General features: G+C 64.3%; 22 protein-coding genes. 15 read left to right on the top strand and 7 right to left on the bottom strand.

Annotated features, from left to right (window positions below):
* The first annotated feature begins 32 nt into the window (after positions 1–32).
* The 11 genes from ruvC to HMPREF2559_RS13490 all read left to right on the top strand — a co-directional run bounded on the left by ruvC (position 33) and on the right by HMPREF2559_RS13490 (position 13,909).
* Positions 33–596: a crossover junction endodeoxyribonuclease RuvC gene (gene ruvC, locus HMPREF2559_RS05410; protein ID WP_066493289.1), complete on the top strand. Its 564-nt coding sequence runs from the start codon at positions 33–35 to the stop codon at positions 594–596.
* 9 nt (positions 597–605) lie between these two features.
* Positions 606–1,220 carry a Holliday junction branch migration protein RuvA gene (ruvA, locus tag HMPREF2559_RS05405; RefSeq protein ID WP_066493051.1) on the top strand — a complete coding sequence of 205 codons (615 nt, stop codon included), beginning with the start codon at positions 606–608 and terminating at the stop codon, positions 1,218–1,220.
* Between the two features lie 19 nt (positions 1,221–1,239).
* Positions 1,240–2,352, top strand: coding sequence for a Holliday junction branch migration DNA helicase RuvB (ruvB, locus tag HMPREF2559_RS05400; protein WP_070539776.1), 1,113 nt, complete (start codon positions 1,240–1,242; stop codon positions 2,350–2,352).
* Between the two features lie 184 nt (positions 2,353–2,536).
* Positions 2,537–2,902 (top strand): preprotein translocase subunit YajC, encoded by a 366-nt coding sequence (gene yajC / locus HMPREF2559_RS05395; RefSeq protein ID WP_070539774.1) that lies wholly within the window; start codon positions 2,537–2,539, stop codon positions 2,900–2,902.
* Between the two features lie 263 nt (positions 2,903–3,165).
* Complete coding sequence (secD, locus tag HMPREF2559_RS05390; protein WP_070539772.1) at positions 3,166–5,019, top strand: protein translocase subunit SecD; 1,854 nt, start codon at positions 3,166–3,168, stop codon at positions 5,017–5,019.
* Positions 5,020–5,022: 3 nt separating this feature from the next.
* Positions 5,023–6,159: a protein translocase subunit SecF gene (gene secF, locus HMPREF2559_RS05385; RefSeq protein WP_066493059.1), complete on the top strand. Its 1,137-nt coding sequence runs from the start codon at positions 5,023–5,025 to the stop codon at positions 6,157–6,159.
* 54 nt (positions 6,160–6,213) lie between these two features.
* Positions 6,214–7,836, top strand: a complete 1,623-nt coding sequence (locus HMPREF2559_RS05380) for an ABC transporter substrate-binding protein (protein ID WP_246818454.1) — start codon at positions 6,214–6,216, stop codon at positions 7,834–7,836.
* Positions 7,837–7,865: 29 nt separating this feature from the next.
* Positions 7,866–8,411 (top strand): adenine phosphoribosyltransferase, encoded by a 546-nt coding sequence (locus HMPREF2559_RS05375; RefSeq protein WP_066493063.1) that lies wholly within the window; start codon positions 7,866–7,868, stop codon positions 8,409–8,411.
* 84 nt (positions 8,412–8,495) lie between these two features.
* Entirely contained in the window at positions 8,496–10,793 is a 2,298-nt protein-coding gene (locus HMPREF2559_RS05370) for a RelA/SpoT family protein (protein ID WP_070539770.1), read from the top strand.
* 223 nt (positions 10,794–11,016) lie between these two features.
* The gene (locus HMPREF2559_RS05365; RefSeq protein ID WP_070539768.1) at positions 11,017–13,101 is read left to right on the top strand and encodes a bifunctional metallophosphatase/5'-nucleotidase; all 2,085 of its coding nucleotides are present in this window, start codon (positions 11,017–11,019) and stop codon (positions 13,099–13,101) included.
* Between the two features lie 103 nt (positions 13,102–13,204).
* Positions 13,205–13,909 carry a DUF421 domain-containing protein gene (locus HMPREF2559_RS13490; RefSeq protein WP_369799448.1) on the top strand — a complete coding sequence of 235 codons (705 nt, stop codon included), beginning with the start codon at positions 13,205–13,207 and terminating at the stop codon, positions 13,907–13,909.
* A gap of 94 nt (positions 13,910–14,003) precedes the next feature.
* On the opposite strand, the gene HMPREF2559_RS05355 is transcribed toward HMPREF2559_RS13490, so the two are convergent.
* From HMPREF2559_RS05355 to HMPREF2559_RS05345, 3 genes are all read right to left on the bottom strand, one after another.
* Positions 14,004–14,249 (bottom strand): hypothetical protein, encoded by a 246-nt coding sequence (locus HMPREF2559_RS05355; RefSeq protein WP_066493072.1) that lies wholly within the window; start codon positions 14,247–14,249, stop codon positions 14,004–14,006.
* Positions 14,250–14,398: 149 nt separating this feature from the next.
* Positions 14,399–15,010: a hypothetical protein gene (locus HMPREF2559_RS12965; RefSeq protein ID WP_066493073.1), complete on the bottom strand. Its 612-nt coding sequence runs from the start codon at positions 15,008–15,010 to the stop codon at positions 14,399–14,401.
* A 372-nt stretch (positions 15,011–15,382) separates the two neighbouring features.
* A complete protein-coding gene (locus HMPREF2559_RS05345; RefSeq protein ID WP_070539766.1) occupies positions 15,383–16,234 on the bottom strand; it encodes a peptidylprolyl isomerase in 852 nt (283 codons plus the stop codon).
* 188 nt (positions 16,235–16,422) lie between these two features.
* On the opposite strand from HMPREF2559_RS05345, the gene HMPREF2559_RS05340 reads away from it, so the two are divergent.
* From HMPREF2559_RS05340 to hisS, 3 genes are all read left to right on the top strand, one after another.
* Complete coding sequence (locus HMPREF2559_RS05340) at positions 16,423–16,692, top strand: thioredoxin domain-containing protein (protein WP_141759195.1); 270 nt, start codon at positions 16,423–16,425, stop codon at positions 16,690–16,692.
* A 203-nt stretch (positions 16,693–16,895) separates the two neighbouring features.
* Positions 16,896–17,540 (top strand): MBL fold metallo-hydrolase, encoded by a 645-nt coding sequence (locus tag HMPREF2559_RS05335; protein ID WP_066493076.1) that lies wholly within the window; start codon positions 16,896–16,898, stop codon positions 17,538–17,540.
* Between the two features lie 6 nt (positions 17,541–17,546).
* Positions 17,547–18,827: a histidine--tRNA ligase gene (gene hisS, locus HMPREF2559_RS05330; protein WP_070539821.1), complete on the top strand. Its 1,281-nt coding sequence runs from the start codon at positions 17,547–17,549 to the stop codon at positions 18,825–18,827.
* A gap of 40 nt (positions 18,828–18,867) precedes the next feature.
* Here the strand turns inward: hisS and HMPREF2559_RS05325 are convergent, their stop codons facing one another.
* Positions 18,868–19,446 carry a TetR/AcrR family transcriptional regulator gene (locus tag HMPREF2559_RS05325; protein WP_066493077.1) on the bottom strand — a complete coding sequence of 193 codons (579 nt, stop codon included), beginning with the start codon at positions 19,444–19,446 and terminating at the stop codon, positions 18,868–18,870.
* Between HMPREF2559_RS05325 and HMPREF2559_RS05320 the strand changes: the two genes are divergently transcribed.
* Positions 19,445–19,822, top strand: coding sequence for a hypothetical protein (locus HMPREF2559_RS05320; RefSeq protein ID WP_066493079.1), 378 nt, complete (start codon positions 19,445–19,447; stop codon positions 19,820–19,822). The two genes, HMPREF2559_RS05325 and HMPREF2559_RS05320, sit on opposite strands and share 2 nt — an antisense overlap.
* A 117-nt stretch (positions 19,823–19,939) precedes the next feature.
* Here the strand turns inward: HMPREF2559_RS05320 and HMPREF2559_RS05315 are convergent, their stop codons facing one another.
* The 3 genes from HMPREF2559_RS05315 to HMPREF2559_RS05305 all read right to left on the bottom strand — a co-directional run bounded on the left by HMPREF2559_RS05315 (position 19,940) and on the right by HMPREF2559_RS05305 (position 23,322).
* The gene (locus tag HMPREF2559_RS05315) at positions 19,940–21,349 is read right to left on the bottom strand and encodes an L-serine ammonia-lyase (protein WP_066493081.1); all 1,410 of its coding nucleotides are present in this window, start codon (positions 21,347–21,349) and stop codon (positions 19,940–19,942) included.
* Between the two features lie 187 nt (positions 21,350–21,536).
* Complete coding sequence (locus HMPREF2559_RS05310) at positions 21,537–22,208, bottom strand: FMN reductase (protein WP_068801811.1); 672 nt, start codon at positions 22,206–22,208, stop codon at positions 21,537–21,539.
* Positions 22,201–23,322, bottom strand: coding sequence for an LLM class flavin-dependent oxidoreductase (locus HMPREF2559_RS05305; RefSeq protein WP_066513400.1), 1,122 nt, complete (start codon positions 23,320–23,322; stop codon positions 22,201–22,203). Before HMPREF2559_RS05305 ends, HMPREF2559_RS05310 begins: the two co-directional genes overlap by 8 nt.
* Between the last annotated feature and the right edge of the window lie 83 nt (positions 23,323–23,405).

The following is a 23,405-nucleotide window of genomic DNA, read 5'->3' as shown; positions in this document are numbered from 1 at the left end:
TATGTAGCAAAAGGAGGTGGCGCGTGCGCGTCATGGGCATCGACCCGGGGCTTACCCGGTGTGGCTTGTCCGTGGTCCAAACGGGCCGCGGCCGCCAAGTCTTTCCCGTTGCCGTGGGCGTGGCCCGCACGCCGTCGGGCGCGGAGCTGGGGGAGCGTCTCCTGCGCCTGTCGCAGGCGGTGCGCGAATGGATGGATGACTACACGCCGGACGTCGTCGCCATCGAGCGCGTGTTTGAGCGTGGTGAGGTCTCCACAGTCATGCACACGGCCCACGCCGTGGGTGTGCTCGTCCTCGCCGCGGCGGAGCGCGACATCCCCGTCTACATGTACACTCCGTCCGAGGTCAAGAAGGCTATCTCCGGAAACGGCCGCGCGGACAAGAAGCAGATGACGGCCATGATTACCCGTATCCTCGGCCTGACAGCTCCGCCTAAGCCTGCCGATGCCGCCGATGCCCTCGCGTTGGCCGTCTGCCACGCCTGGCGCGCCCCGTTGCTCGCCCGCCAAGCCCAGGCACTCGGCACAGGCTCCGGCGTCGCGCCTGGCACCACTGGCGGCACGAACGCCTCACGCACCCGTACGTCTCATCTCTAGGAGGATTCCATGATTGCTTCCCTGCACGGCGAGGTCATTGATATCGCACTCGACCACGCCGTCATTGAATGCGCGGGCGTGGGCTACAGCGTGCTCGCCACGCCCACCACGCTGTCCATGCTGCGCCGCGGCGAGGAGACCCGAGTGCTGACTTCGCTGGTGGTCAAGGAAGACTCCATGACCCTCTACGGGTTTAGTGATTTTGCAGACCGTGACATGTTCCACACGCTGCAGACCGTCTCCGGCATGGGCGCCAAGCTCGCCATGGCGGCGCTGTCCGTCATGGGCGCGGGCGACCTCGCCGCAGCAATCTCGGGCGGGGACACCAAGCGCCTCCAGTCCATCCCCGGCGTGGGCAAGCGCATGGCCGAACGCATGGCCCTGGAGCTCAAGGACAAGGTGTCTGCCTTTACTTCTGCCGTACCCGACGCCGGAACCTCGGCGCCCACGGCACCCGCCTCGGCCACCGCCACGGTCGACGAAGTCACCGAGGCCCTCATCGGCCTGGGCTTCACAGACAAGGCGGCGCGCCCTGTTGTCGACGCCGTCGTCGCCGCCGAGCCCACTGCTGCGACCTCCGCTGTCCTGCGCGCCGCTCTCGCGCAGCTGGGCCGCGCCAAGTAACTCGTTAGGATAAAAGACCATGAGCGATGTAGAGCGCACCGAATTCAAGCTTCCGGATGATCTCGCGGCCCAGGCCGCGGCGGCCTCGGCGGCCGGTATTCCCGCGACGAACCGCAACGCGGACGTCGACGCCTTCGAGCAGCCCGGCGAGTACGACATCGAGCGTTCCTTGCGCCCCAAGTCGCTCGACGAGTTTATCGGCCAGCCCAAGGTCCGCGAGCAGCTCGCCCTCGTGCTCACTGGCGCCAAGCAGCGCGGCGTGACCCCGGACCACGTCCTGCTCTCCGGGCCTCCGGGCTTGGGTAAAACGACGATGGCGATGATCATCGCCCAGGAACTCGGGACGTCGCTGCGCATGACCTCGGGCCCGGCCCTCGAACGCGCTGGCGACCTCGCGGCGATGCTCTCCAACTTGATGGAAGGCGACGTCCTCTTCATCGACGAGATCCACCGCATCGCCCGCCCCGCCGAGGAAATGCTCTACATGGCGATGGAAGATTTCCGTATTGACGTCATCGTGGGCAAGGGCCCCGGTGCTACCTCCATCCCGCTCGAGATCCCGCCGTTTACGCTTGTGGGCGCGACCACCCGCGCGGGCATGCTCACCGGCCCTCTGCGCGATCGCTTCGGTTTCACCGCGCAGATGGAGTACTACGACACGGAAGACCTCACGCGTGTCATCACCCGCGCGGCGCACATCCTCGGCGTGAAGATCGACCCTGATGCCGCCGTAGAAATCGGTTCCCGTTCCCGCGGCACACCGCGTATCGCCAACCGCTTGCTTCGTCGTGTCCGGGACTTTGCTGAGGTTAATGGTGACGGCCACATCGATCTCGCCGCGGCCCAAGGCGCGCTCGAGGTATTCGACGTCGACGAGATGGGTCTCGACCGTCTCGACCGCGCCGTTCTTCGCGCGCTCATCGTCGGCCACGGCGGTGGCCCCGTGGGCGTGTCCACCCTCGCCGTCGCGGTGGGCGAGGAGCCCTCCACCGTCGAGGAAGTCTGCGAGCCCTACCTCGTGCGCGCCGGCATGGTCGCCCGCACCGGCCGCGGCCGCGTCGCCACCGCCGCCGCCTGGCAGCACCTCGGCCTCGAGCCGCCCGAGGGCACCATCGGCGCGACGCTCTTCTAGCTTCTTGCTCCGAGAGTGCCAACAATGCGTTCCTTCCGCGCGGAATCTTCACCATTTTTGGCAAGTGCCACGGCGTGGGTGCGTCATCGGTTTTAAGGAACGGCGCGCTCGTCCCCGCACGCTGTGAGCGAACGCCCCGCCAGGCTGCAGACGGGCAGGGAAGCGGCATGGCAGACTGGGTGCCATGGATTTCCTTTTGCTTATCGTCCTTCTGCTTGTCCTCTTCGTGCCCTACATTCTTATGATGCGCAAACAGAGCGCGGCGCGTAAGACGGTCGAGTCCTTCCAGGCCTCTCTCACGCCGGGCGCGCGCGTGGTGACTGCGGGCGGCTTCCACGCGACCGTCGTTGCGGTGCGCGAGACCGAGCTCGACGTAGAGATTGTGCCGGGTGTCACCGCCACGGTGGAACGCACCGCGGTCATCCGTCCGGAGTCTGATGCTGCAGTCAGTACGCCGGCTGCCGATACCACGGCGAGCGAGGACTACCCGCCGCTCAACGAGGACGGCGACGATGCACAGGGTGACGCTCAAGGTGGCGCGCAGCGCTAACCGAAGGCAAGAGAGATGGCGCCGTCCGTGTGGGCGGCGCCTTTCGCGATGTGAGAGAACTCAATCGGGGAGCGTGAACCGACGCGCGTGTGGGACAGGGTTGGACTTGTCACACACGCGCGCGTTTTCTTGGGGCGCGTTAAGGAATCGGAGGTGCAAGGAGGTACGATTGTGGATCGTGTCTGCGGCCTAGGTGTGTCACCTTCGCGCCGCAGTGATTATTTTGACCCTTTTATTTCAACGTCCCCAGAGGAGTACATGCCTTGAGCAGCAAGTCTCGCGTGGGTAGCGGCAGCAGATCATGGCCGAAGAAGGCGCTCGCCCTCTTCGTACTTATCATCGCTGTCGTCTACGCCCTGGTTTTCTTCACCGGCAGCAAGTCGCCGACACCGAAGCTCGGTATCGATCTGCAGGGCGGCACCCGCGTCACCCTCGTGCCCCAGGGCGCGGAGCCGACGTCCGAGCAGCTGGCCCAGGCGCGCACCATTCTGGAGCAGCGTGTAAACGGCCAGGGCGTGTCCGGTGCCGAGGTCGTGACAAACGGCAACACGCTCGTTATTACCGTCCCGGGTGAGGACACGGCGCAGGCGCAGGCCGTGGGCCAAACCTCCAAGCTGCTCTTCCGCCCGGTCATGGCGCAGCCCATGCCGGATACCTCGAAGATCAGCAAGGTCGCTGGCGATATGGCCAACCGCTGGGTGAAGTACGGCGTGCTCACTGCAGACGAGGCCAACTCGCGCCTCACGCAGCTGTCGCAGACGCTTACCCAGGCGGGCAGCCAGGCAGAGGCGGAGAAGGTCACGGAGAAGCCGCTGCCGGAGCCGTCTAACTCGATCGAGGAGGCCAAGCGCCGCGACGAAGTCACCGCGATGCTGCTCAAGGATCGCCAGTCCGAGGACGTCACCACGCTCTCGGCGGCCTCGACGCTGCTGCAGTGCACCCCGGGTGCCATCGACCCGCTGGCCGGTGCGGATGATCCGTCCAAGCCGCTCGCGTCCTGTGACTCGACGACGGGTCAGTCGCTGCTGCTCGAGGAAGCCCCGCTGCTCAACGGCATCTCGGACGAAAACGGCACGCGTCTTACCGGTAACGAGATCGACACCGATAAGCCGATCAACGGCGGCCTTAACCCGCAGACCGGCCAGATGGAAATCTCCTTCGCCTTCAAGACGGGCGACGGCCCGAGCGGTTCCCAGACGTGGGCGGACCTCACGCAGGAACGTCTGCAGCAGCAGATCGCCATCACGCTCGACTCGGCTGTTATCTCTGCCCCGGTCATTCAGGGCCAGACGCCGTACGGCTCTTCGACGTCGATTACCGGTAGTTTCACTCAGGACGAGGCACAGTCGCTGGCTAATAACCTGAAGTACGGTGCGCTGCCGCTGTCCTTCGTCGGTGAGAACGGCGAGCCGGGTGGCACGACCGAAATCGTCCCGCCGTCCCTGGGTAAGGCCGCGCTGGAGGCTGGTCTTATCGCCGGCATCGTGGGTCTTATCCTCATCCTCATCTACTCGGTGTTCTACATGCGTGCGCTGTCGGTCTTCTCGATCCTCACGCTGATCGCCTCGGCCTTCCTTACCTTCGGCACCCTCGTGCTGCTGGGCCGTTGGATTGGCTACTCGCTCGACCTGTCCGGTATCGCTGGTCTTATCATCGGCATCGGCGCGACGGCGGACTCCTTCGTCGTTTACTACGAGCGCATCAAGGATGAGTTGCTCGAAGGCCGCACGTTCCGCTCGGCGGTTCATACGGCATGGGAGCGCTCCCGCGCCACCATCGTGACTGGTAACGCCGTCACCCTCATCGGCGCCGTCGTCGTCTACCTCCTCGCCATCGGCGAGGTCAAGGGCTTCGCGTTCACCATGGGCCTCACCACGGCCTTCGACCTGGTTGTGTCCTTCCTCGTCATGGCGCCGCTCATGCAGCTCATCGCTTCCAAGCCCGCGTGGGCTAAGCCTGCGCTCAACGGCCTGGGCGGCATTTTCAACCTCGTCGAGGAGCGTCGCGAGCAGGGCTTCTACGCCAAGCCGGCCAAGAAGTCCGCCTCGACCGAGACGGCCGTCACCCCCGCCGCGAAGAACCCGGCCACCCCGGACACCGCGGAGAAGGAGAACTAAATCATGGCAAGCAAGAAGATTTCCCGCTTCGACCGCCTCTACACCGAAGGCAGCGGCTTCAACGTCATTGGCCGCTCCAAGCTCTGGTACGGCATCACCGTCGGCCTTGTCATCGTGTCCTTCCTGGCTATGCTGCTGCGCGGCTTCAACCTCTCCATCGACTTCGAGGGCGGCACCACGGTCAACATGCCGGCCGCTGACCTCGTCGCGACGGACGTCGCTGACACCTTCGAGGAAGCCACGGGAGTTACCCCGGAGATTGCTCAGGTCGTTGGCTCCGGCGACTCGGCCACCTTGGAGGTCACCTCCGAGCGCCTGAGCCAGGAACAGACGGACGCGGCTCGCCAGGCCATCTACGACAAGTACCAGCCCGTCGACCAGTCGGGTAAGGCCACCCCGGACGCCATTGGTGTCTCCACCGTGTCCGAGTCGTGGGGTTCCTCCATTACCCAGCGCATGCTGCTCGCCATGATCGTCTTCCTTGCGGTCGCTACGGTCTACGTCGCCGTCCGCCTGCAGCGCTCCATGGCGTTTGCCGCCATCTTCGCGCTCATCGTCGACGCCGTCATCATCGCCGGCATCTACGCGCTCTTTGGCTTCGAGGTCTCGCCGGCCGTCATCATCGGTCTGCTCACCGTCCTCACGTTCTCCCTCTACGACTCCGTCATCGTCTTTGACAAGGTCAACGAGAACACCGAGGGCATCACAGGCCAGCGCAAGCACAACTACGCGGAGCAGGCCAACCTCGCCGTCAACCAGACTCTCATGCGTTCGATTTCGACTTCGGTCATCTCGGCCCTGCCGATCATCGCGTTGCTCGTCGTCGCCGTCTGGCTCCTCGGCATTGGTACGCTCCGCGACCTCGCGCTCATTCAGCTCATCGGCGTCATCGAGGGCATCTTCTCCTCGCTGTTCCTCGCCACCCCGCTGCTCGTGTCCATTGCCAATCGCACCAAGGACATCAAGGCCCACAATGCGGAGGTCGCGGCGTTCCGCGCTCGGCATGGTGAGGACGCAGACCCCGAGCTTGCCGATGCCGCCCCGCGCACCGTCGCTTCGCCCGTCGCCGCCGAGCCGGACGCGTTGTCCGCTCCGGCGTCGGAACGCCACGCTGGCGCCACGTGGCGCCCGGGCCGCTAAGCGTCCCGCGCGCCCGAGTCAGTGCCCGCCTCGTCTTCTTCTAAGGAGCACCCCGTGAAACGCCTTCTGGCAACGTTCGCCGCCCTCGCCACCGCATCGACCCTCGTCGCCTGTGGGGCAGGGGACTCCGAAGACAACGCTGTGCCGTCTGCGCCGGTGAGCACGGACTACTTTGGTTACCAGGTCGCCTCGCGCTTGGTGACCACCAACGCCGCGTCGGCTTTCGGCACGGCGACGAATGCGCAAGTGCTTTCCTCGCGCCTCTATCCGGCGGCCTTCGTGCCTGGGCCCGAAGGGCAGATCATCCCGAACACGGATTTGGTGAAGACGGAAGAGCTTCCGGAGCGAGCCGACGGCCTGCGCCAGATTCGCTACACCATCTCCGAGAAGGCGACCTACTCGGATGACATCCCGGTCTCGTGCGAGGACTTCCTGCTGGCGTATACCGCAGGCTCCATGCCCGGAACGTTCGGCTCCGATATGCCGGTCATGGCCAGCGACGTGGAGGACCTGCAGTGCGCTGCCGGCGCCAAGGACTTCACGCTCGTGCTCAAGAAGGACAAGGGAGGGCGCTGGCGTCACCTCTTTGGCCCGGGTACGGTGCTGCCGTCTCATGTCATCGCCAAGCAGGTGGGCATGAGTCAGGAAGAACTCGTCACGGCGCTTCAGTCCTGGGATCCCACCACCGTCGAACCCATCGCGGACGCGTGGCGTTTCGGCTTCATGCTCACCAAATTCGACCCTGCTACGCAGGTGTCCTACGGCCCGTTTGTCATCGATAAGGTGGGCTCCGAGGGCGAGGTCGTCCTCAAGCGCAACGAGAACTACTACGGCGATCCGGCCGCGCTTGACACTCTCGTCATTTGGCCGGCGAACGCGGACTCGCGCACACTCAAGGACACGGGCGCGCTGCGTATCGCGGACTCCCCGTCGGCGAAGCCGGAGTGGCTCGACGTCAGCATGGACGACAACCCCTACGAGGTCGAGTCCCACGTGGGCGCGCTCACGGATACGCTCACGCTGTCCGAGGAGGGTCTCTTCGCTGATAAGTCGATGCGCCAGGCCTTTGCCAAGTGCGTCGATGCTGCGGCCATGGCGAAGGCCAGTTCCCGCGTCTCCGGCGTTGATGTCCCGCCGGTCTACCTGCACACTTTGAGCGCCGGCGACCCAATCGCGGCCCAACTCAAGTCCATTGGCGACGCGCACGCGGCGGTGGATGTACAGGGGGCATCGGCAGCCTCTGGCACGACGGTGCGCGTGGGTTACCAGGGACCGGATGAGCGCCTGGCCGCAATGGTCGCGGCGCTCAAGGACGCCTGCGCCCCGGCCGGCATCACCATTGAGGATTCCTCCTCTGACTTCATGTCTAAGGCCTACCTCGAGCTCGACCCGGATACCGGCGCTCCGACCATCGATGCCTTCCTCGGCGCGGTGGATCCGCTGAGCCAATACAGCTCGGCTGATGCTCGCATCGGGGAGGTCGAGGCGCTCAAGAAGGACGAGCTTGCGCTGTGGGACTCCGTGCCTGCCATTCCGGTGGCCGCGCAACCGCGCACCTTCGTCGTCGACCAGTCCGTGGAAGGAGTGCTGCCGAATACCGGCGCGTCTGGCATAGGCTGGAACATGGACCGTTGGCGCGTAGGGAACGCCCCTGCGGCGGCTTCGACGACCCGTTAGTTGACTAGTTTCTAGGATATAAAGACGTTATGAGCAAGACTTACGCCAGCGCCGCAGAGGCGCTCAAAGACAAGATTCGCCTTGTGCCTAACTTCCCGGCCGAGGGCGTGCTCTTCGAGGACCTCACGCCGGTGCTCGCGGACGCGGAGGCCTTTAGGACGGTCGTCGACGGTCTCGCGGAGGCCTGCGAGGAGCTCGGCGCCGAGCTTATCGGCGGCCTCGATGCCCGCGGCTTCCTGCTGGGCTCGGCCGTGGCCTACAAAATGGGCCTGGGCATCCTCGCCATTCGTAAGGCCGGCAAGCTTCCGCCGCCGGTCCTGCACCAGGATTACTCGCTCGAGTATGGCCACGCGGCCCTGGAAATCCCCGCCGATAGCTCGGAGCTCAAGGGCAAGAAGATTGCCCTCGTCGACGACGTGCTCGCCACCGGCGGCACGCTCTACGGCGCGAAGCTGCTCCTGGAGAAGGCCGGCGCCGAGGTCGTGGGCAACGTCGTCATCATCGAAGTGAAGGGATTGGGCGGGCGTGAGCGCCTAGCGGGACCCCCGCTCGTTGTGTTGGGGAACACAGACTAGACTGAGAAGTCCTAGCACTGTTCCCCGTGCCGCGGCCTAATTCCCGGCGTGGGGGAGCCTTCGAGCAAGAAAGTGGGCGCGCATATGACTAACGACCGCGGCACCAAACGTTCCTCCGGCTCGGGCATGCGCAGCATGTCGGCCCGCCTGGCGCGGTCGCTCACGGGCGGTGGCCGCGTCAAGGTCAACCCGGTCCTTGACCCCTTGCTGTCCATCCACAAGCAGTTTCACCCCCGCGCCGACGTGGCCCTGCTCAACCGTGCGTACACGACCGCCGAGCGCCTGCACGAGGGCGTGTTCCGCAAGTCGGGCGACCCGTACATCACACACCCGCTCGCCGTGGCGACCATTGCTGCGGAGATCGGCATGGACACCACCACCGTCGTCGCGGCCCTACTCCACGACACGGTGGAAGATACGGATTACTCGCTTGATGACTTAACCCGCGACTTTGGTCCGGAGGTCATGCGCCTGGTCGACGGGGTGACGAAGCTCGACAAGGTGGCCCTCGGCGCGGCGGCGGAGGCCGAGACCATCCGCAAGATGGTCGTCGCCATGGCCACGGACCCGCGCGTCCTCGTCATCAAGGTCTGCGACCGTCTCCACAACATGCGGACGATGCGGTTCCTTCCGCCGGAGAAGCAGGCGAAGAAGGCCCGCCAGACGCTCGACGTCATCGCACCGCTCGCGCACCGCCTGGGCATGGCGAGCGTGAAGTGGGAACTCGAGGACCTCGCCTTCGCGATTTTGTACCCCAAGAAGTACGACGAGATCGTGCGCATGGTCGCTGACCGCGCGCCCTCGCGCGATAAGGCGCTGAAAGAAATCATCGACGAAGTCTCGCGCGCACTACGCGAAAATGGCATCGACGCCGAGGTCATGGGCCGCCCGAAGCACTACTGGTCGATTTACCAAAAGATGATCGTCCGCGGACACGAGTTCGCTGAGATCTTTGACCTCGTGGGCATCCGCATCCTCGTGGACGACGTGAACTCCTGTTACGCGGGTATCGGCGTGGTCCACTCCTTGTACTCGGCGCTGCCGGGCCGCTTCAAAGACTACATCTCCTCGCCGCGCTTTGGCGTCTATCAGTCCCTGCACACCACCGTGATGGCTGCTGGCGGCCAGACCCTCGAGGTTCAGGTCCGCACGCACGAGATGCACTACAACGCGGAGTTCGGCGTAGCGGCGCACTGGCGCTACAAGGAGATGAAAGGCAAGAACGGCCACTCAAACGAGGAAGTCGACCAGATGGCGTGGATGCGCCAGCTTCTCGACTGGCAGAAGGAAGCCGCGGACCCCAACGAGTTCCTTGATTCGCTGCGCTATGACCTCACGAGCCAGCAGATCTTTGCCTTTACGCCCAAGGGTGACGTGGTCAACCTGCCCGCCGGCTCTACGCCCGTGGACTTCGCCTACGCCGTCCACACGGAGGTTGGCCACCGCTGCATCGGCGCGAAGGTCAACGGCAAGCTCGTCGCCCTCGAATCGACCCTGAAATCTGGCGACAAGGTGGAGATCTTCACCTCCAAGGACGAGAACGCCGGCCCGTCCCGCGATTGGCAGGAGTTCCTCGTCTCGCCGCGCGCCAAGGCGAAGGTGCGCCAGTGGTTCGCCAAGGAGCGCCGCGAGGAGCACCTTGAGGCCGGCCGTGACGCGCTCGCCGCCGAGGTCCAGCGCGGCGGTCTGCCCATGCACCGCCTGTTTACCGCGCAGTCCATGAAGCAGGTCGTGCAGCAGTTGCACTTTACCGACGTGGACGCGCTCTACACTGCCATCGGCGCGGGCCACGTCTCCGCGCAGCATGTCGCCAACCAGCTCATGGCGCTCTTTGGCGACCAGGACGACGCTGTCGATGCCCTCGCGTCGCGCACCTCGCTGTCCGAGCTCGAGGCCACCGCCAAGGTACACACCGCGGATTCGCACTCGGCGACGGGCGTCCTCGTGGAGGGCAACCCGGACGTCATGGCGAAGCTCGCGAAGTGCTGCCAGCCGGTGCCCGGTGACGAAATCTTTGGCTTCGTCACCCGCGGCGGCGGCGTGTCCGTCCACCGCGCGGACTGCACGAACGCCGAGAAGCTCCGCTCTGAGCCTGAGCGCATGATGCGCGTGGAGTGGGCGACGAGCACGCCTTCCGATGGCGCCTTTGCCGCCACCGTGCAGCTCGAGGCGCTCGACCGTCAAGGCCTGCTCTTCGAGCTCACCCGGATCTTCAGCGACCAGAAGCTCAACGTGCTCAACATGAGCTCCAACCGCGGCGACGACAACATCGCGACCATCCGCTTTACATTCTCCGTCTCCGACATCAAGCAGCTGGGTCAGCTCATGACCTCGCTGCGCAACACGGAAGGCGTCTTCGACGTCTACCGCGTCACGGCCTAGCCGCGCCGCCCCGCCGCCCTTCGCCCCGCAGATTCTTCTGCGGGGCGTTTCGCATGCCGGTAAAGAAACGCGGCGCGACATCATGGTGAAGCCTTGATGAATTTCGCGGGCCAGTCGGGTAAAGCTCCTGTTCATTCGTGGGGATTCGCGCTGCGCGCGGTGGGAATTGGCGCTATAAAGAACCGTCGTAGTGATCATCCCTCTTTTCTCTTTTGGAGCTTCCATGACCAACTTCCGTCGCTTTGGCCAGCTGCTCGCGGCCACGACCGTCACCGCTACCGTCCTCACCGGCGCACCCGCCGCCTTCGCCGAGGATTCCGTGACTTTCTCCGTCTCCAACATCACGGACCTGCACGGCCACATCGCCAATGGCCTCAACACCGAAGAAGGCACACAGGAGGGCGACGAGATGGGCGTCGCTCTGCTGCAGTCGCTCATCAAGAAGGTCAACGAGGGCCAGAACTACGCGCTCACCACCTCCGGTGACAACGTCGGCGGCTCCGCCTACATTTCCGCCATCTCCGGCGATGAGTACACGATGGACGCGCTCAACGCCATGGGCGTGGCGGCATCGGCAGTCGGCAACCACGAGTTCGACAAGGGCACCGAGGACCTCATGGGCCGCATCGACGCGAGCTCGGACTTCCCGATCCTTGGCGCCAACATCACGAAGGACGGCAAGCCGCTTCTCGATGCCTCCGTGGTCAAGGAGATCGACGGCGTCAAGGTCGGCTTCGTCGGCTCCGTCACGAAGAACACCGAGAACAAGGTTGCTCCGTCGCTCATCGAGGGCGTGGAGTTTGGCGACCCGGTCGAGGCCACCAACAAGGAGGCTACCCGCCTCAAGGAGTCCGGCGAGGCTGACGTTGTCATCGCGCTGTTCCACGAGGACGCTCAAGAGTACGCCAAGGGCTTTAACAAGGATGTTGACGTTCTCTTCGGTGGCGACACCCACCTGAAGACCCAAGGCACCGTGGAGCGCGAGGGCGCGCTGCCGCTGCAGTGGGCACAGGGCTGGGAGTATGGCAAGCTGCTCAACGACGTGGACATCACCTTCGACCGCGATGCGGACAAGATCACTGACATCAAGCTCACCCAGTACGATGCCACCGCTGCCGCGGAGCTGACCGAGGACGAGGCCATCGCGCAGATCGTCGCCGAGGCAAAGACCAAGGCCGAGGAGCTGGGCAAGGATGTCGTCGGCACGACCGAGCAGGCCATGTTCCGCGGCTCTGACGAGGGCAAGGGTTCCGGCTCCAACCGCGGCGTCGAGTCCACCCTCAATAACTTCATTGCGCAGGCACAGCGTGACTCCGTGGCCAAGGCCACCGGCAAGACCATCGACTTGGGTGTCATGAACGCCGGCGGCGTGCGCGCAGACCTCGACAAGGGCGAGACCACCTACGAGGAAGTCTTCACCGTCCAGCCCTTCGGCAACTCGGTCGCGTACGGCAAGATTTCGGGCAAGGACCTCATCCAGGCTTTTGAGAACCAGTGGCAGCCGGGCAATTCCCGCCCGCGCCTGTCCCTGGGTGTCTCGGACAACGTCTCGGTTGTCTACGATCAGACGGCGGAGCAAGGCATGCGCGTCCAGTCCGTCACCATCGACGGCAAGCAGGTTGAGGCTGAGAAGGACTACACCATCGCGCTGTCCACGTTCCTCATCGGCGGTGGCGACGGCTTCTTCGCCGAGGGAGCTATCAAGGACGTGACTGACCTGGGCTACATGGATACCCAGGCCATGATCGACTACATCAAGGCGGGCGACGCCAAGGTCCGCGCTGGCCAGTCCGACGTGGGCGTCCACATCGACGGCGAGGTTGTCCCGGGCAAGGAGATCACGGTCAACCTGTCCTCCCTCAACTACTCGACCGAGGGCGAGCCGATGGCGAAGACCGTCACCGTGCAGCTCGGCGACGCAAAGGTTACCGCGGACATCGACAACGCGGCGCTGGAAGGCGACGCCCAGCACGGCGAGCGCGGCCGCGCCTCCGTCAAGCTCACTGTTCCGGAAGGCATCACCGGTGCGCAGGAGCTGAAGATCACCACCGACGCGGGCACCAACGTCGCGCTGCCGTTCGACTTCGGCGGCGACGACAAGGGCGACGGCTCGAGCGACAAGGGTTCGAGCGATAACGGCTCCAGCAACAAGGATTCCAGCGCCGACGGTTCCTCCATCGGCGGCGGCATTGCGGCTCTCGTGGCCGCCATCGCCGCGGTTGCTGGCGCGCTCGCCATGGCGGGCAACGCGCTGCCGGAGCCGGTGCGCTCCATCATCGCGCGGCTGCGCGCTCAGCTGAAGATCTAACACTGAAGTTCTAGCGCTGCCAACCGCACTCAGCGGGGCGTTCCCTCCAGAAACGGCAGGGGCGCCCCGCTTTCGTGTTGCTGCGGATAGTAGGGTCGAAGGTGTGAAAGTTCTAGGCAATGAGCTCGTGTACCAACTCGGCATCGAACCCCATCGCATCATCGTCGTTGTTGTCGCGACCGTGGGGATCTATTTGGCCTTTATGATTCTGGTCAAACTCTTCGGTTCGCGAGTGCTCACGTCCATGTCCGCGTCGGATGCCGTCATCATCATTATGTTCGGTGCCGTCTCAGGCCGTGTCATCGTGGGTAATCCACCCACGCTCGCCGCGGGCGTTGTCGGCCTGGCAACCCTTATGGCGCTCGAGGCCGCCTTTGGTACCGTGCGTCGCTACGTGGGCTGGTCGCGTTTCATCGACCGCCGTCCTGTCCTCCTCATGTACAAGGGCCGCAAGCACGTGGAGAACATGCAGTTTGCGCACATCAGTAATTCGGACATCATCTCGGCCATACGCAAGGCCGGCTTGGGACGCTTCCAAGATGTGCAGGCTATGGTTCTTGAGCCTACCGGCCAGATATCCATCGTGAAATCGGGCCAACCGCTCGACAACGCCATTCTCGCCGACGCACGCGGCGCCGTGGAGCTTTGTGAACAGATCGAGGCCGAACAACGCGAAGCAGAAGCTGCCGCAGCTGAAGAATCCAGCGGGGGAGAGACGCGGGTTGAAAGCAGGGGCACGGCTCAGCAACCAGCGAATCCGCCGACGCTCGACCTCAACCCGGCGAATCCCCCTAAGGATTCGAACTAGCGCGGATTCGTCGGAGCACATGAGAAACGCCCCGGCGGTGGACTCCAGAATCTAGGAGTCGCCGCCGGGGCGTTGGTGCGTTCGCAGGTAGAGACTACGCAGCGAAAGACATGGCGCTGTCGAGCGCCTTGATGATGGAGGTGAAGATGGAGATCCAGTCGCGGATCTCGCCCGGGCTCACCTCTTCGTCATCGTCGGAAGAGCTGGCGAAGAAGCTGTCGCTCGAGCCAGACTCGGTAGCGGTGACGTCGTCCTCAGCGGCCGCGAAGCCAGTGCCAGCGAAGGTGAGGGCGATGGCGGTCGCACCAGCAACGAGAGTCTTACGAATGGAGTGCTGCATGGAAGTTCCTTTGATTCAGGGTGATGGGGTGGGGATAAGTAGACAGGTGAGACGGAATGCTTAGACGAAACCGCCCTCGCAACTAGAAAAGGCGGAGGGCGGCTATCTATTCTTCAGTCACAAAATGCGCGGTGCGCTCTGACTTCTTCTTAGAACGGAAGGTCGAAGTACTTGCCCAGGAATGCAAGCAGGGTGCCCAGGGCACCGATGACAGCGGTGAAGACGGCGATCCAGTCGCGGATTTCCTTCGGCTTCATGTCCTTGATGGAGGAACCCTCGTCCTTCTTGTCGTCTTCGTCCTTGGAGTCGCTTGCGGCCTTCTGTGCGGCCTCGAGGGAAGCCTTGGCGGCCTTGAGGGACTTCTCAGCGTTGGCCAGGGACTCCTTGGCGTTGGTGACGGAAACGTCAGCAGCCTTGTCCTCGGTCTCCTTAGCGGCCTTCTCGGCAGCGGCAACAGCGGTCTTGGCAGCGGCGACGGCGTCCTTAGCCTTCTTGACAGCAGCATCGGCGTTGGCGACGTTGCCCTTCTCAGCAGCCTTGGCTTCCTCGGCGGCCTTAGCGGCAGTCTCCTCAGCGGCCTTAGCGTCCGCAGCAGCCTTCTGCGCAGTCTCGACAGCATCGGCGGCGGTGTTGGTGTTGTTGGTCTCGGCGGGGGCAGCGGTGCCAGGGTTGTCCTGAGCGGAGGCAACGGAAGCGCCACCGAAAGCAACGGCAACGGCGGTAGCGGAGGCAATGAGCGCCTTGCGGGAGAAGAACTTCATGTTGTGAATCCTTAAAAAGAAGTCGCGGTGTTACAGACGCGTCTGATAGTAACGGCGTCGTTATAGCTTTGCAAGCGCTTTTTGATGATCAACCCCAACCTGTTATTTCCCTGTGAGCTTGAACGTTGGGTGGAATGCGCCTGTTAGGTCTATGAGCTGGGCGCTTGCCTGAGAGTTTTAAGTTTTGTCGCCAGAAATTAAATGACGCGGGTGTAATTTTATGTCGACCGTCACAGCTGGCTTGAGGTGAATATTAAGTGGAGGAGAGGCTTTCAGAACGCCGGCGCGTGCGACGGTGGGTGAAGGGGGCATCGGAAAGCTAGGGAAAACGAAGAAAGCCCGCCCCGGTGAGGGCGGGCTGGGATAGCAGTATTAGGCGACCGAGACGGACTCGATCTTGACTTCCTTGGCGGGGGCGCCATCGGTGGCGCCGTCCTGAATGCCGAGGCGGGCGATCTTGTCCACGGTCTCCATGCCTTTGTCAGTCACGGTGCCGAAGTAGGTGTAGGCCGGAGCCAGCGGGGAATCGGCGTAGTTAATGAAGAACTGCGAGCCGTTGGTGTCCGGACCGCTGTTCGCCATGGCGAGCGAGCCCTTGGGGTAGGTCACCGGGGAGGACTGATCCTCGATCTCATCGGTGGGGTACTCGTTAGCGAACTGGAAGCCCGGGCCGCCGGAGCCGGTGCCGGTGGGGTCGCCACACTGGATGACGAAAATGCCAGACGAGGTCATGCGGTGGCAGACCGAGTCATCGTAGTAGCCCTGCTTGGCCAGGGAGGTAATGGCGTTGACGGTGCACGGTGCGAGCGCGCGATCGAGCTCCATGGGGATATCGCCCTGGTTGGTCTTGAACGTGACCTTAGCGGTGCCCTCGGTGGAGATGTCCTTGCCGTCCGGGACCTTGGCGCCGTTGTCGTCGGAACCCTGGGACTCGTTGTAGGTGCACTCCACGGTCTTTGCCAGCGGCGTGGCGCGCTTGCCGGTAAGGGCAACGGCCTCCGGGGTGGCGGTCGTGGTGGCGTCTTGGGAGGACTCGGCGACCGACGCTGCGTCGTCGTTGCTGCGGGTGGCCATGTACGTAATGCCGCCGCCGATGGCGAGAATCGCGAGGAGGGAGGCGAGCACGACGCCGAGCGGGCGGGCCTTTTCTTTGCGGTCGCGGGACTTGAGCTCGCGCTCAAGCTGGTTGAGCGCCTCTGCGCCGCGCTGGGAGTTATCAGCCACTGGAGTTCTACGCTTTCTGTAGGTAACGGGCACGTTTCGGGGCCTCCGTTCGCGCCGCGTGCGGTGGGGCCCGCGGCGTGAGGAAGCTAGCGCCATTATCTTACGCGACGCGGTGTCCACGGTTTCACACGTGGGCACGCTGATCATCCCTTATCGCTGGATTGACGTTAACTGTATTGCCCCTTGGTATGGCCGCAATCACTTTTACAAAAACTCCGCAGCGCCGAATGGCGAGGTGCCGAAGTCTTCTCCCGTTCGAGCTCGTGGGCGCTCACTTCAAGCCGATGAAGGACTCGGGCTTCGCTGGCAAGCGCCTGGTGCTGTCCATCTTCCCGTTGATTGATACGGAAGCGTGCAGTTCCTCTGTACGCGAGTTGAATGAGCGCGCGGCCTGCATGGAGGTGTATATCGAATCACCTGCCGTTCGCGCTGGCGCGTTTCTGCTCGGCGGAGAATAGTGAAAACGTTGTGACGGACTTCCGCTTCACGTGTGGTGATGATTGCGGCAAGACCATCCCCACTTCGCCGGCGAACGGCCTGCGTGCGAGCGGTGTTGTGGTCATAGACCCCTATTCGGAGCTCAGTCTCTGAGTTTGAGCGCCAGTCCGATGACGACGCAGCCATCGACGCGCTCTATTCACCGCGCGGTAGTCTCGTCTCCATGGATATTTATGGATTCGGAGCCGGCCCCTACAAGGCGAATACCTATGTTGTCGCCAACGGTGTGCGCGCCTTTGTTGTCGATCCTGGCCTCCATGCGCGCCAGCGTGTGCTCGATCTCGTGGCGGAGCACTCGTTGACGCTTGAGGCTATTGTGCTCACGCACGGCCACGTGGACCACTCGCGCGAGGCGGGGGACCTCGCGGCGGAGCTCGATATTCCGGTCTATATTCACCCGGACGATGAATTCTTCCTCGACAAGGCCAAGGGCATGTCCGAGCAGTCCCGCCAGCTCTTCGATGCGGAGAATATGCTCCCCATCAAGGACCTGCGCTATCTTTCCGGCTCCACCCTGGAGCTTGCCGATGCCCCCTTTACCCTCCGCCATGCCCCCGGTCACTCGCCCGGGTGCGTGCTCATTATCGGCGAGGATTTTGCGCTCACGGGCGACGTGCTCTTCCGCGGCTCCATCGGCCGCACGGATCTTTTTGGTTCGGATCCGGAGGCTATGCAGGCCTCGCTGCGCGGACCTGTGTGGGAGCTTGACGATAAGCTTGCTATTCTGCCTGGCCACGGGCCCACGTCCACCATGCGCGCGGAGAGGGCGACCAATCCGTTCCTCATCCAGATTGGGGAGGTAATGTAAGTGGCCGTGAGTGATAAGAAGCAGTTTAAGGCCCTGTCCGCGCCGAAGGGTGTGCCGGATTATGTTCCGCCGCAGTCGGCTACTTTCTACAAGGTCCGCGAGACCATGGTGCGCGAGGCGCATCTGTCTGGCTTCCAGCACATCGAGCTGCCCATCTTCGAAGACACCGCGCTCTTTGCCCGCGGCGTGGGCGAGTCCACGGACGTCGTGACGAAGGAGATGTACACCTTCGCCGACCGTGGCGACCGATCCGTGACGCTGCGCCCAGAGGGCACCGCCGGTGTCATGCGCGCCGTCATCGAGCACAACCTGGACCGCGGCCAGCTTCCGGTCAAGCTCAACTACTTTGGCCCGTTTTTCCGCTACGAGCGCCCGCAGGCCGGCCGTTACCGTCAGCTCCAGCAGGTGGGCGTCGAGGCCATCGGCGTCGACGATCCGGCGCTCGACGCTGAGGTCGTAGCCCTGGCCGACCGCTCTTTCCGCGCCCTCGGTCTCTCTCAGTTCCGCCTCGAGCTCACGAGCCTGGGTGATAACACGTGCCGTCCGGCCTACCGGGAGAAGCTGCAGGCGTTCCTCTTCAAGCTGCCGCTCGATGAGGAGACCCGCCACCGCGCGGAGATCAACCCGCTGCGCGTGCTCGACGATAAGCGTGCCGAGGTGCAGGAGATGACCGCGGATGCGCCGCTCATGCTCGACTATCTGTCGCCGGAGTGCCAGGAGCACTTCGAGACCGTCACGGGTCTCCTCGACGACATGGGCGTGGAGTACACCATCAATCCGCGCATGGTTCGCGGCCTCGACTACTACACGAAGACGTGCTTCGAGTTCGTCCACCCGCTCCTTGGCGCGCAGTCGGGCATCGGCGGCGGCGGCCGCTACGACGGACTCATGTCGCAACTGGGCGGCCAGGAGCTTTCCGGCATCGGCTACGGCCTGGGCGTCGACCGCGCGCTGCTCGCGCTCGAGGCCGAGGGCATTGAGCTCGAGGGCACTTCCTCCCGCGTCGACGTCTTCGGCGTGGCGCTGGGTGCCGAGGCGAAGAAGAAGATGGCGCTCATCGTCAACGACCTGCGCAAGGCTGGCATTTCCGCCGATATGTCCTTCGGCGACCGCGGCCTCAAGGGCGCGATGAAGGGCGCGGACCGCGCCGGTGCCCGCTTCGCCCTCGTTCTCGGCGACCAGGAGCTTGCCAACGGCACGGTGGCGCTCAAGGACCTCGCGGCCCACGAGCAGCACGACGTGCAGCTCGCGGACGTTGCCTCCGAGATTTCTTCGCGTCTGGCCTAGCAACTCGTCCTCCCCGCGCCCGCGTGGCGCGGGGATTTTCCTATTCTTGGTGTCCTGCGCGCACGCCGGCGAGGTAGAGGTCAACCATCTGCGCCTCGATGTCGGGCTGATACTCGGCGAGATCCACCGTGCGGGGGCGGGTGAGGGCAAGCAGTCCCGTCACGAATTCGAGGTGGGTCACGCCCGGACCGATGGCGCCGGCCGCCTGACCGCGTGCGATAAAACGGTCGCCGCCGGCGATGAGCTTCTCCAGCTCGGGCAGCAGCGTCGGGTCAAGCGCAGAGAGTTGCTCGGGGACGAATACCGGGACGAGTGTGGCCGCGCCGATATCGAGCAAGGCCTGGGCGTAGTCATGCACGAGTGCCTGTGCTGCCGCGGCGTCCGCGTCCTCGAGCTGGTGGTTGATGTCTTGCTGACGCTCGAGAAACGCGAGGCCCATGCGCTCGGTACACGCGATGGCGAGGACGTCCTTGTCGGCGAAGTTGCGGTAGAGCGTGGCAATGCCCACGCCGGCACGCTCGGCGACGCGGTCAAGGGTGACCTCTGGACCCTGGGCGCGGAAGAGCTCGATGGCGGCGTCGATGAGGGCATCGCGGCGGCGGAGGGCATCGGCACGCATGTGGAGACACTACTTTCTAGATATAGACGAGACGGGTTTCGTGTACGACGCGGCGCGGTCCAGGGGCGCTACCGGTTGGTCACTGCGTTGGCGCGCGGGAGGCGGCATCGGGCAGCAGGCCGAGCAGAAGGTCAACGAGGTTGCGGTGCTCAGTGCCGTCGAGGCCCAGATCCGTCTTGGGGATGTTATCGGGGACCGCACGCAGCGCGCCGAACTCGCGCTCGCGTGTGCTCTCCGCGGCAAGAAGGTCCGTGACCTGGTAGTAATGACGTTGCCCATCGCGTTCGGCGACGACGTTGATTTCTTGGGCTGGTGGTCACCGTATGCCGGGCTCTGGCCAACGGTGACGGACAATCCGCGTCAGCGCAGCTCTTGAAAGACGATGTTTTCTAAGACCAGCTCGATGTCTGCCGCTTTGAGCTGGGGTGTCGTTTATAATCGACAGCCCAGCTCCGGGGTGTGCGCGAAGAGAAACTGGTGAGAACGGGACTGCTTAGCACTCGACCTGAGAGACGGCGAAGCCGAGCGTTTTCGCCAGGCCGCCGATGGAGGTCTCCTTGTACTTGTCCATCATGTCGCGGCCCGTCTCCGCCATCGTCTCCACGACGTCATCGAGGGAGACGCGGTGTTCGCCGTCGCTCATCTTCGCCAGGCGCGCGGCATTGATGGCCTTGACAGCACCGATGGCGTTACGCTCGATGCACGGAATCTGCACGAGGCCGCCCACCGGGTCGCACGTGAGCCCCAGGTTATGCTCGAGGGCGATCTCGGCGGCGTTTTCGACCTGGCGCGGCGTGCAGCCGAGGAGCTCGGCCATGCCGGCTGCGGCCATCGAGGAGGCCGAGCCGACCTCGCCCTGACAGCCGACCTCAGCGCCGGAAATCGACGCGTTCTGCTTGATGATCATGCCCACGGCACCCGCGGTGAGCAGGTAGCGGCGAGCAGACTCGCGCGTGAAGCCTGCCTGGAAATCGCGCGCGTAGTGGAGGACGGCCGGGATAATGCCGCACGCGCCGTTCGTGGGCGCCGTGACGACGCGGCCCCCCGCGGCATTTTGCTCGTTGACGGCGAGTGCGTAGAGGTTGACCCATTCCATGGCGGAGAAGCCGCAGGATTCGTCATCCTGGCGGTTGAGGAGCTGCGTGTAGAGCTTCGGCGCGCGGCGCGTGACGTCGAGGCCGCCGGGCAAGATGCCCTTCGTCGCGATGCCCTGGGTGACGCATTCGCGCATGGTATCCCACACGAGGTCGAGATGGTCGAGTACGGCTTGGGCGCCACCCTCGTCGGCATGGAGCTTTTCCTCGTTAGCGAGGACGACCTTCCACACCGGCAAGCCGGTGCGCTCGCAGTGGGCGAGGAGCTCGGCACCGGTGGTAAACGGATAAGGCACCACGTCATCGACGGAGGCGGCGGCCATGCCCGCGGGGACCTCGTCCGAGGCGCGCAGCTGGGCGTCGAGCTCGGCGCGCGAGAGGATAAAACCACCGCCCACCGAGAAGTACTCGGAGTTCGACGCTACGAGGTTGCCGTCCGCGTCCCAGGCACTGAAGATGAGGCAGTTGGGGTGTTCTGGCACCGGCGTCGGGTCGAAGCCGATAGAGAAGTCGAGCGAGCCCAGCGGGCCCTTGACGCGGCCGGCGGAGGGGATAATCGAGCCGGGTGCGGGCTTGGCGTCGAGCGGCACGGTAAGCGGCTCCCAGCCGGCAAGTCCCAGGATGACCGCGCGGTCGGTCGCGTGGCCCTTACCCGTGGCGGCGAGCGAGCCACGTAGCTGTGTGTGGACCTTCGCCGGGAACTCGGGCAGAGACTCCACGAAAACCTTGGCCGCGCGCATGGGACCGACGGTGTGCGAGGAGGAGGGGCCGATGCCGATCGAAAAGATATCGGTGACGCTAATAGTCATGGAAAGATGAGTCCTTCGGAAAATTCGGGGTTGCCAAAGGGATGACGACCCATCCTAACGCGTGGCCGCGACCGCGCCGCGCTGGCTCACGAGAGTGGGGTTAAATGGGGGTATTCGCAAGGTTCGCCCAGCTCATGCATAGTTTACGGCCGCCTGCAATAATGCAGAAGGCCGCGGCGGCGACGGACTAGTCGCCGGTATGACCGCCCAAGAGCTGTTCGAAGGGCACGAAGTCTTCCTCGAGGTCGAGGCCGGTCTTCCGGCGCGGGGAGGAGTCATCATTGCTGCCGATGCCGCTGAGTCCCCCGACGCGGTCCGAGGGCCCCACCATGAGGTCGGCCAGCTGGGCCGCGGCGCGTTCGATGCGGCGTGCAGTCTGAGCGCCTTCCTCGGAGCCGAAGGAGTCCGTGGACTGGTAGATGCCCGTGGGGACGACGACGGCGTGGAGGTAGTTAAACAGCGGTCGCATGGCGTAGTCGAGCATGAGCGCATGCCGCGTCGAGCCGCCCGTGGCGCCAATGAGCGTGGGCAATCCGTCGAGCGCGTGCGTGTCGAGCGTATCGAAGAACATCTTGAACAGTCCCGAGAAGCTGCCCTGGAACGCCGGGGTCACGGCGATGAGCCCGTCCGCTGTGGAGATCGCGCGCTTGGCTTCGTCGAGGTGCGGGGTCACCGCGCCCCAGTTCGTCATGGCCTCGGCGAGCTCACCGGCGAGCTCGCGCAGCTCGAAGACGGTGGTCTTAACGCCCTCGCCGCGGGCGCCGATTGTGGACTCGGTGGCTGCGGAGAGGGCATCGGCAAGCTTGCGGGTGGAGGAGGGAGTAGACAGGCCGGCGGTGATGACGACGAGGTTACGCATGGTTTTCCTCCTTGGCGGGTGCGACCTGGAAGTGCGGGGCGTCGCGGTGGTCCTGGAGCCAGCCGTGGGTGGGCGGATCGGACGGGACGTGGTCCGGGCGGCGGGCCTCCATGCGGCGGCGCAGCTCGGGCACGACCTCAGTGCCGAGGATTTCCACTTGCTTGAGCGCGAGCTCCTGAGGGAGCCCTGCGTGGTCGACAAGGAAGAGCTGACGCTGGTAGTCGCCCACCCAGTCCGCGAACTGCATGGTGCGATCGATAACCTGCTCCACGGTGCCGACGGTCAGTGGCGTCTGTGCGGTGTAGTCCTCGAGCGAGGGACCGTGGCCGTAGACCGGCGCGTTGTCGAAGTAAGGACGGAAGGTGTCCTTGGCTTCCTGCTCCGTGTCTGCGATGAAGACCTGGCCTCCCAGGCCGACGATGGCCTGATCTGCGCGGCCGTGGCCGTACTTCTCGTAGCGGCGGCGGTACATCGCGACCATCTTCGCGGTGTGTTCCTTGTTCCAGAAGATGTTGTTGTGGAAGAAACCGTCGCCGTAATACGCGGCCTGCTCTGCAATCTGTGGGGAGCGGATGGACCCATGCCAGACAAACGGCGGCACGCCGTCGAGCGGGGCCGGGGTGGAGACGTACGACTGCAGCGGCGTGCGGAACTTGCCCTGCCAGTTGACGACGGGTTCGCGCCACAGGCGACGAAGGAGGTGATAATTCTCAACGGCGAGCGGGATGCCCTGGCGGATATCTTTGCCGAACCACGGGTAGACCGGGCCGGTATTGCCCCGGCCCATCATGAGATCCACGCGGCCGCCAGCGAGGTGCTGAAGGAAGACGTAATCCTCGGCGATCTTCACGGGATCGTTGGTCGTAATCAGCGTCGTAGACGTCGAGAGCTGAATATTCTTCGTCTGCGCCGCGATGAAAGCTAGGTGCGTCGTGGGGGAGGATGGCACGAATGGCGGGTTGTGGTGCTCGCCGGTAGCGAAGACGTCAAGTCCGACTTCCTCGGCCTTGAGCGCGAGCTCCGTCATGTTCTTAATGCGCTGCGCCTCGGTGGGTGAGGTGCCGTTGGTGGGGTCTTTCGTGACGTCACCGATGGTGAAAATACCAAACTGCATGGCCGTGGCCTTTCCCTATAATTAATTCATTCGCTATTTACGTTTAATCCTTGAATAATTCTATATGACGTAACAACAACCGG

The sequence above is a fragment of the Corynebacterium sp. HMSC072G08 genome (assembly GCF_001809185.1).
Lineage (GTDB): Bacteria > Actinomycetota > Actinomycetes > Mycobacteriales > Mycobacteriaceae > Corynebacterium > Corynebacterium phoceense.
Note: the sequence above shows the minus strand (reverse complement) of the source record. Positions and strands in the feature narration are given on the sequence as shown.

Bases quoted from the DNA above. Each gene is read 5' to 3' on its own strand.
- HMPREF2559_RS05340 (WP_141759195.1), top strand. From the start codon at position 16,423: ATGGCCGCAATCACTTTTACAAAAACTCCGCAGCGCCGAATGGCGAGG.
- HMPREF2559_RS05335 (WP_066493076.1), top strand. From the start codon at position 16,896: ATGGATATTTATGGATTCGGAGCCGGCCCCTACAAGGCGAATACCTAT.
- secF (WP_066493059.1), top strand. From the start codon at position 5,023: ATGGCAAGCAAGAAGATTTCCCGCTTCGACCGCCTCTACACCGAAGGC.
- yajC (WP_070539774.1), top strand. From the start codon at position 2,537: ATGGATTTCCTTTTGCTTATCGTCCTTCTGCTTGTCCTCTTCGTGCCC.
- HMPREF2559_RS05355 (WP_066493072.1), bottom strand. From the start codon at position 14,249: ATGCAGCACTCCATTCGTAAGACTCTCGTTGCTGGTGCGACCGCCATC.
- HMPREF2559_RS05315 (WP_066493081.1), bottom strand. From the start codon at position 21,349: ATGACTATTAGCGTCACCGATATCTTTTCGATCGGCATCGGCCCCTCC.
- HMPREF2559_RS05310 (WP_068801811.1), bottom strand. From the start codon at position 22,208: ATGCGTAACCTCGTCGTCATCACCGCCGGCCTGTCTACTCCCTCCTCC.
- HMPREF2559_RS05320 (WP_066493079.1), top strand. From the start codon at position 19,445: ATGTGGAGACACTACTTTCTAGATATAGACGAGACGGGTTTCGTGTAC.
- ruvA (WP_066493051.1), top strand. From the start codon at position 606: ATGATTGCTTCCCTGCACGGCGAGGTCATTGATATCGCACTCGACCAC.
- ruvC (WP_066493289.1), top strand. From the start codon at position 33: ATGGGCATCGACCCGGGGCTTACCCGGTGTGGCTTGTCCGTGGTCCAA.
- HMPREF2559_RS05305 (WP_066513400.1), bottom strand. From the start codon at position 23,322: ATGCAGTTTGGTATTTTCACCATCGGTGACGTCACGAAAGACCCCACC.
- HMPREF2559_RS05325 (WP_066493077.1), bottom strand. From the start codon at position 19,446: ATGCGTGCCGATGCCCTCCGCCGCCGCGATGCCCTCATCGACGCCGCC.
- HMPREF2559_RS05370 (WP_070539770.1), top strand. From the start codon at position 8,496: ATGACTAACGACCGCGGCACCAAACGTTCCTCCGGCTCGGGCATGCGC.
- ruvB (WP_070539776.1), top strand. From the start codon at position 1,240: ATGAGCGATGTAGAGCGCACCGAATTCAAGCTTCCGGATGATCTCGCG.
- HMPREF2559_RS05365 (WP_070539768.1), top strand. From the start codon at position 11,017: ATGACCAACTTCCGTCGCTTTGGCCAGCTGCTCGCGGCCACGACCGTC.
- HMPREF2559_RS12965 (WP_066493073.1), bottom strand. From the start codon at position 15,010: ATGAAGTTCTTCTCCCGCAAGGCGCTCATTGCCTCCGCTACCGCCGTT.
- HMPREF2559_RS05375 (WP_066493063.1), top strand. From the start codon at position 7,866: ATGAGCAAGACTTACGCCAGCGCCGCAGAGGCGCTCAAAGACAAGATT.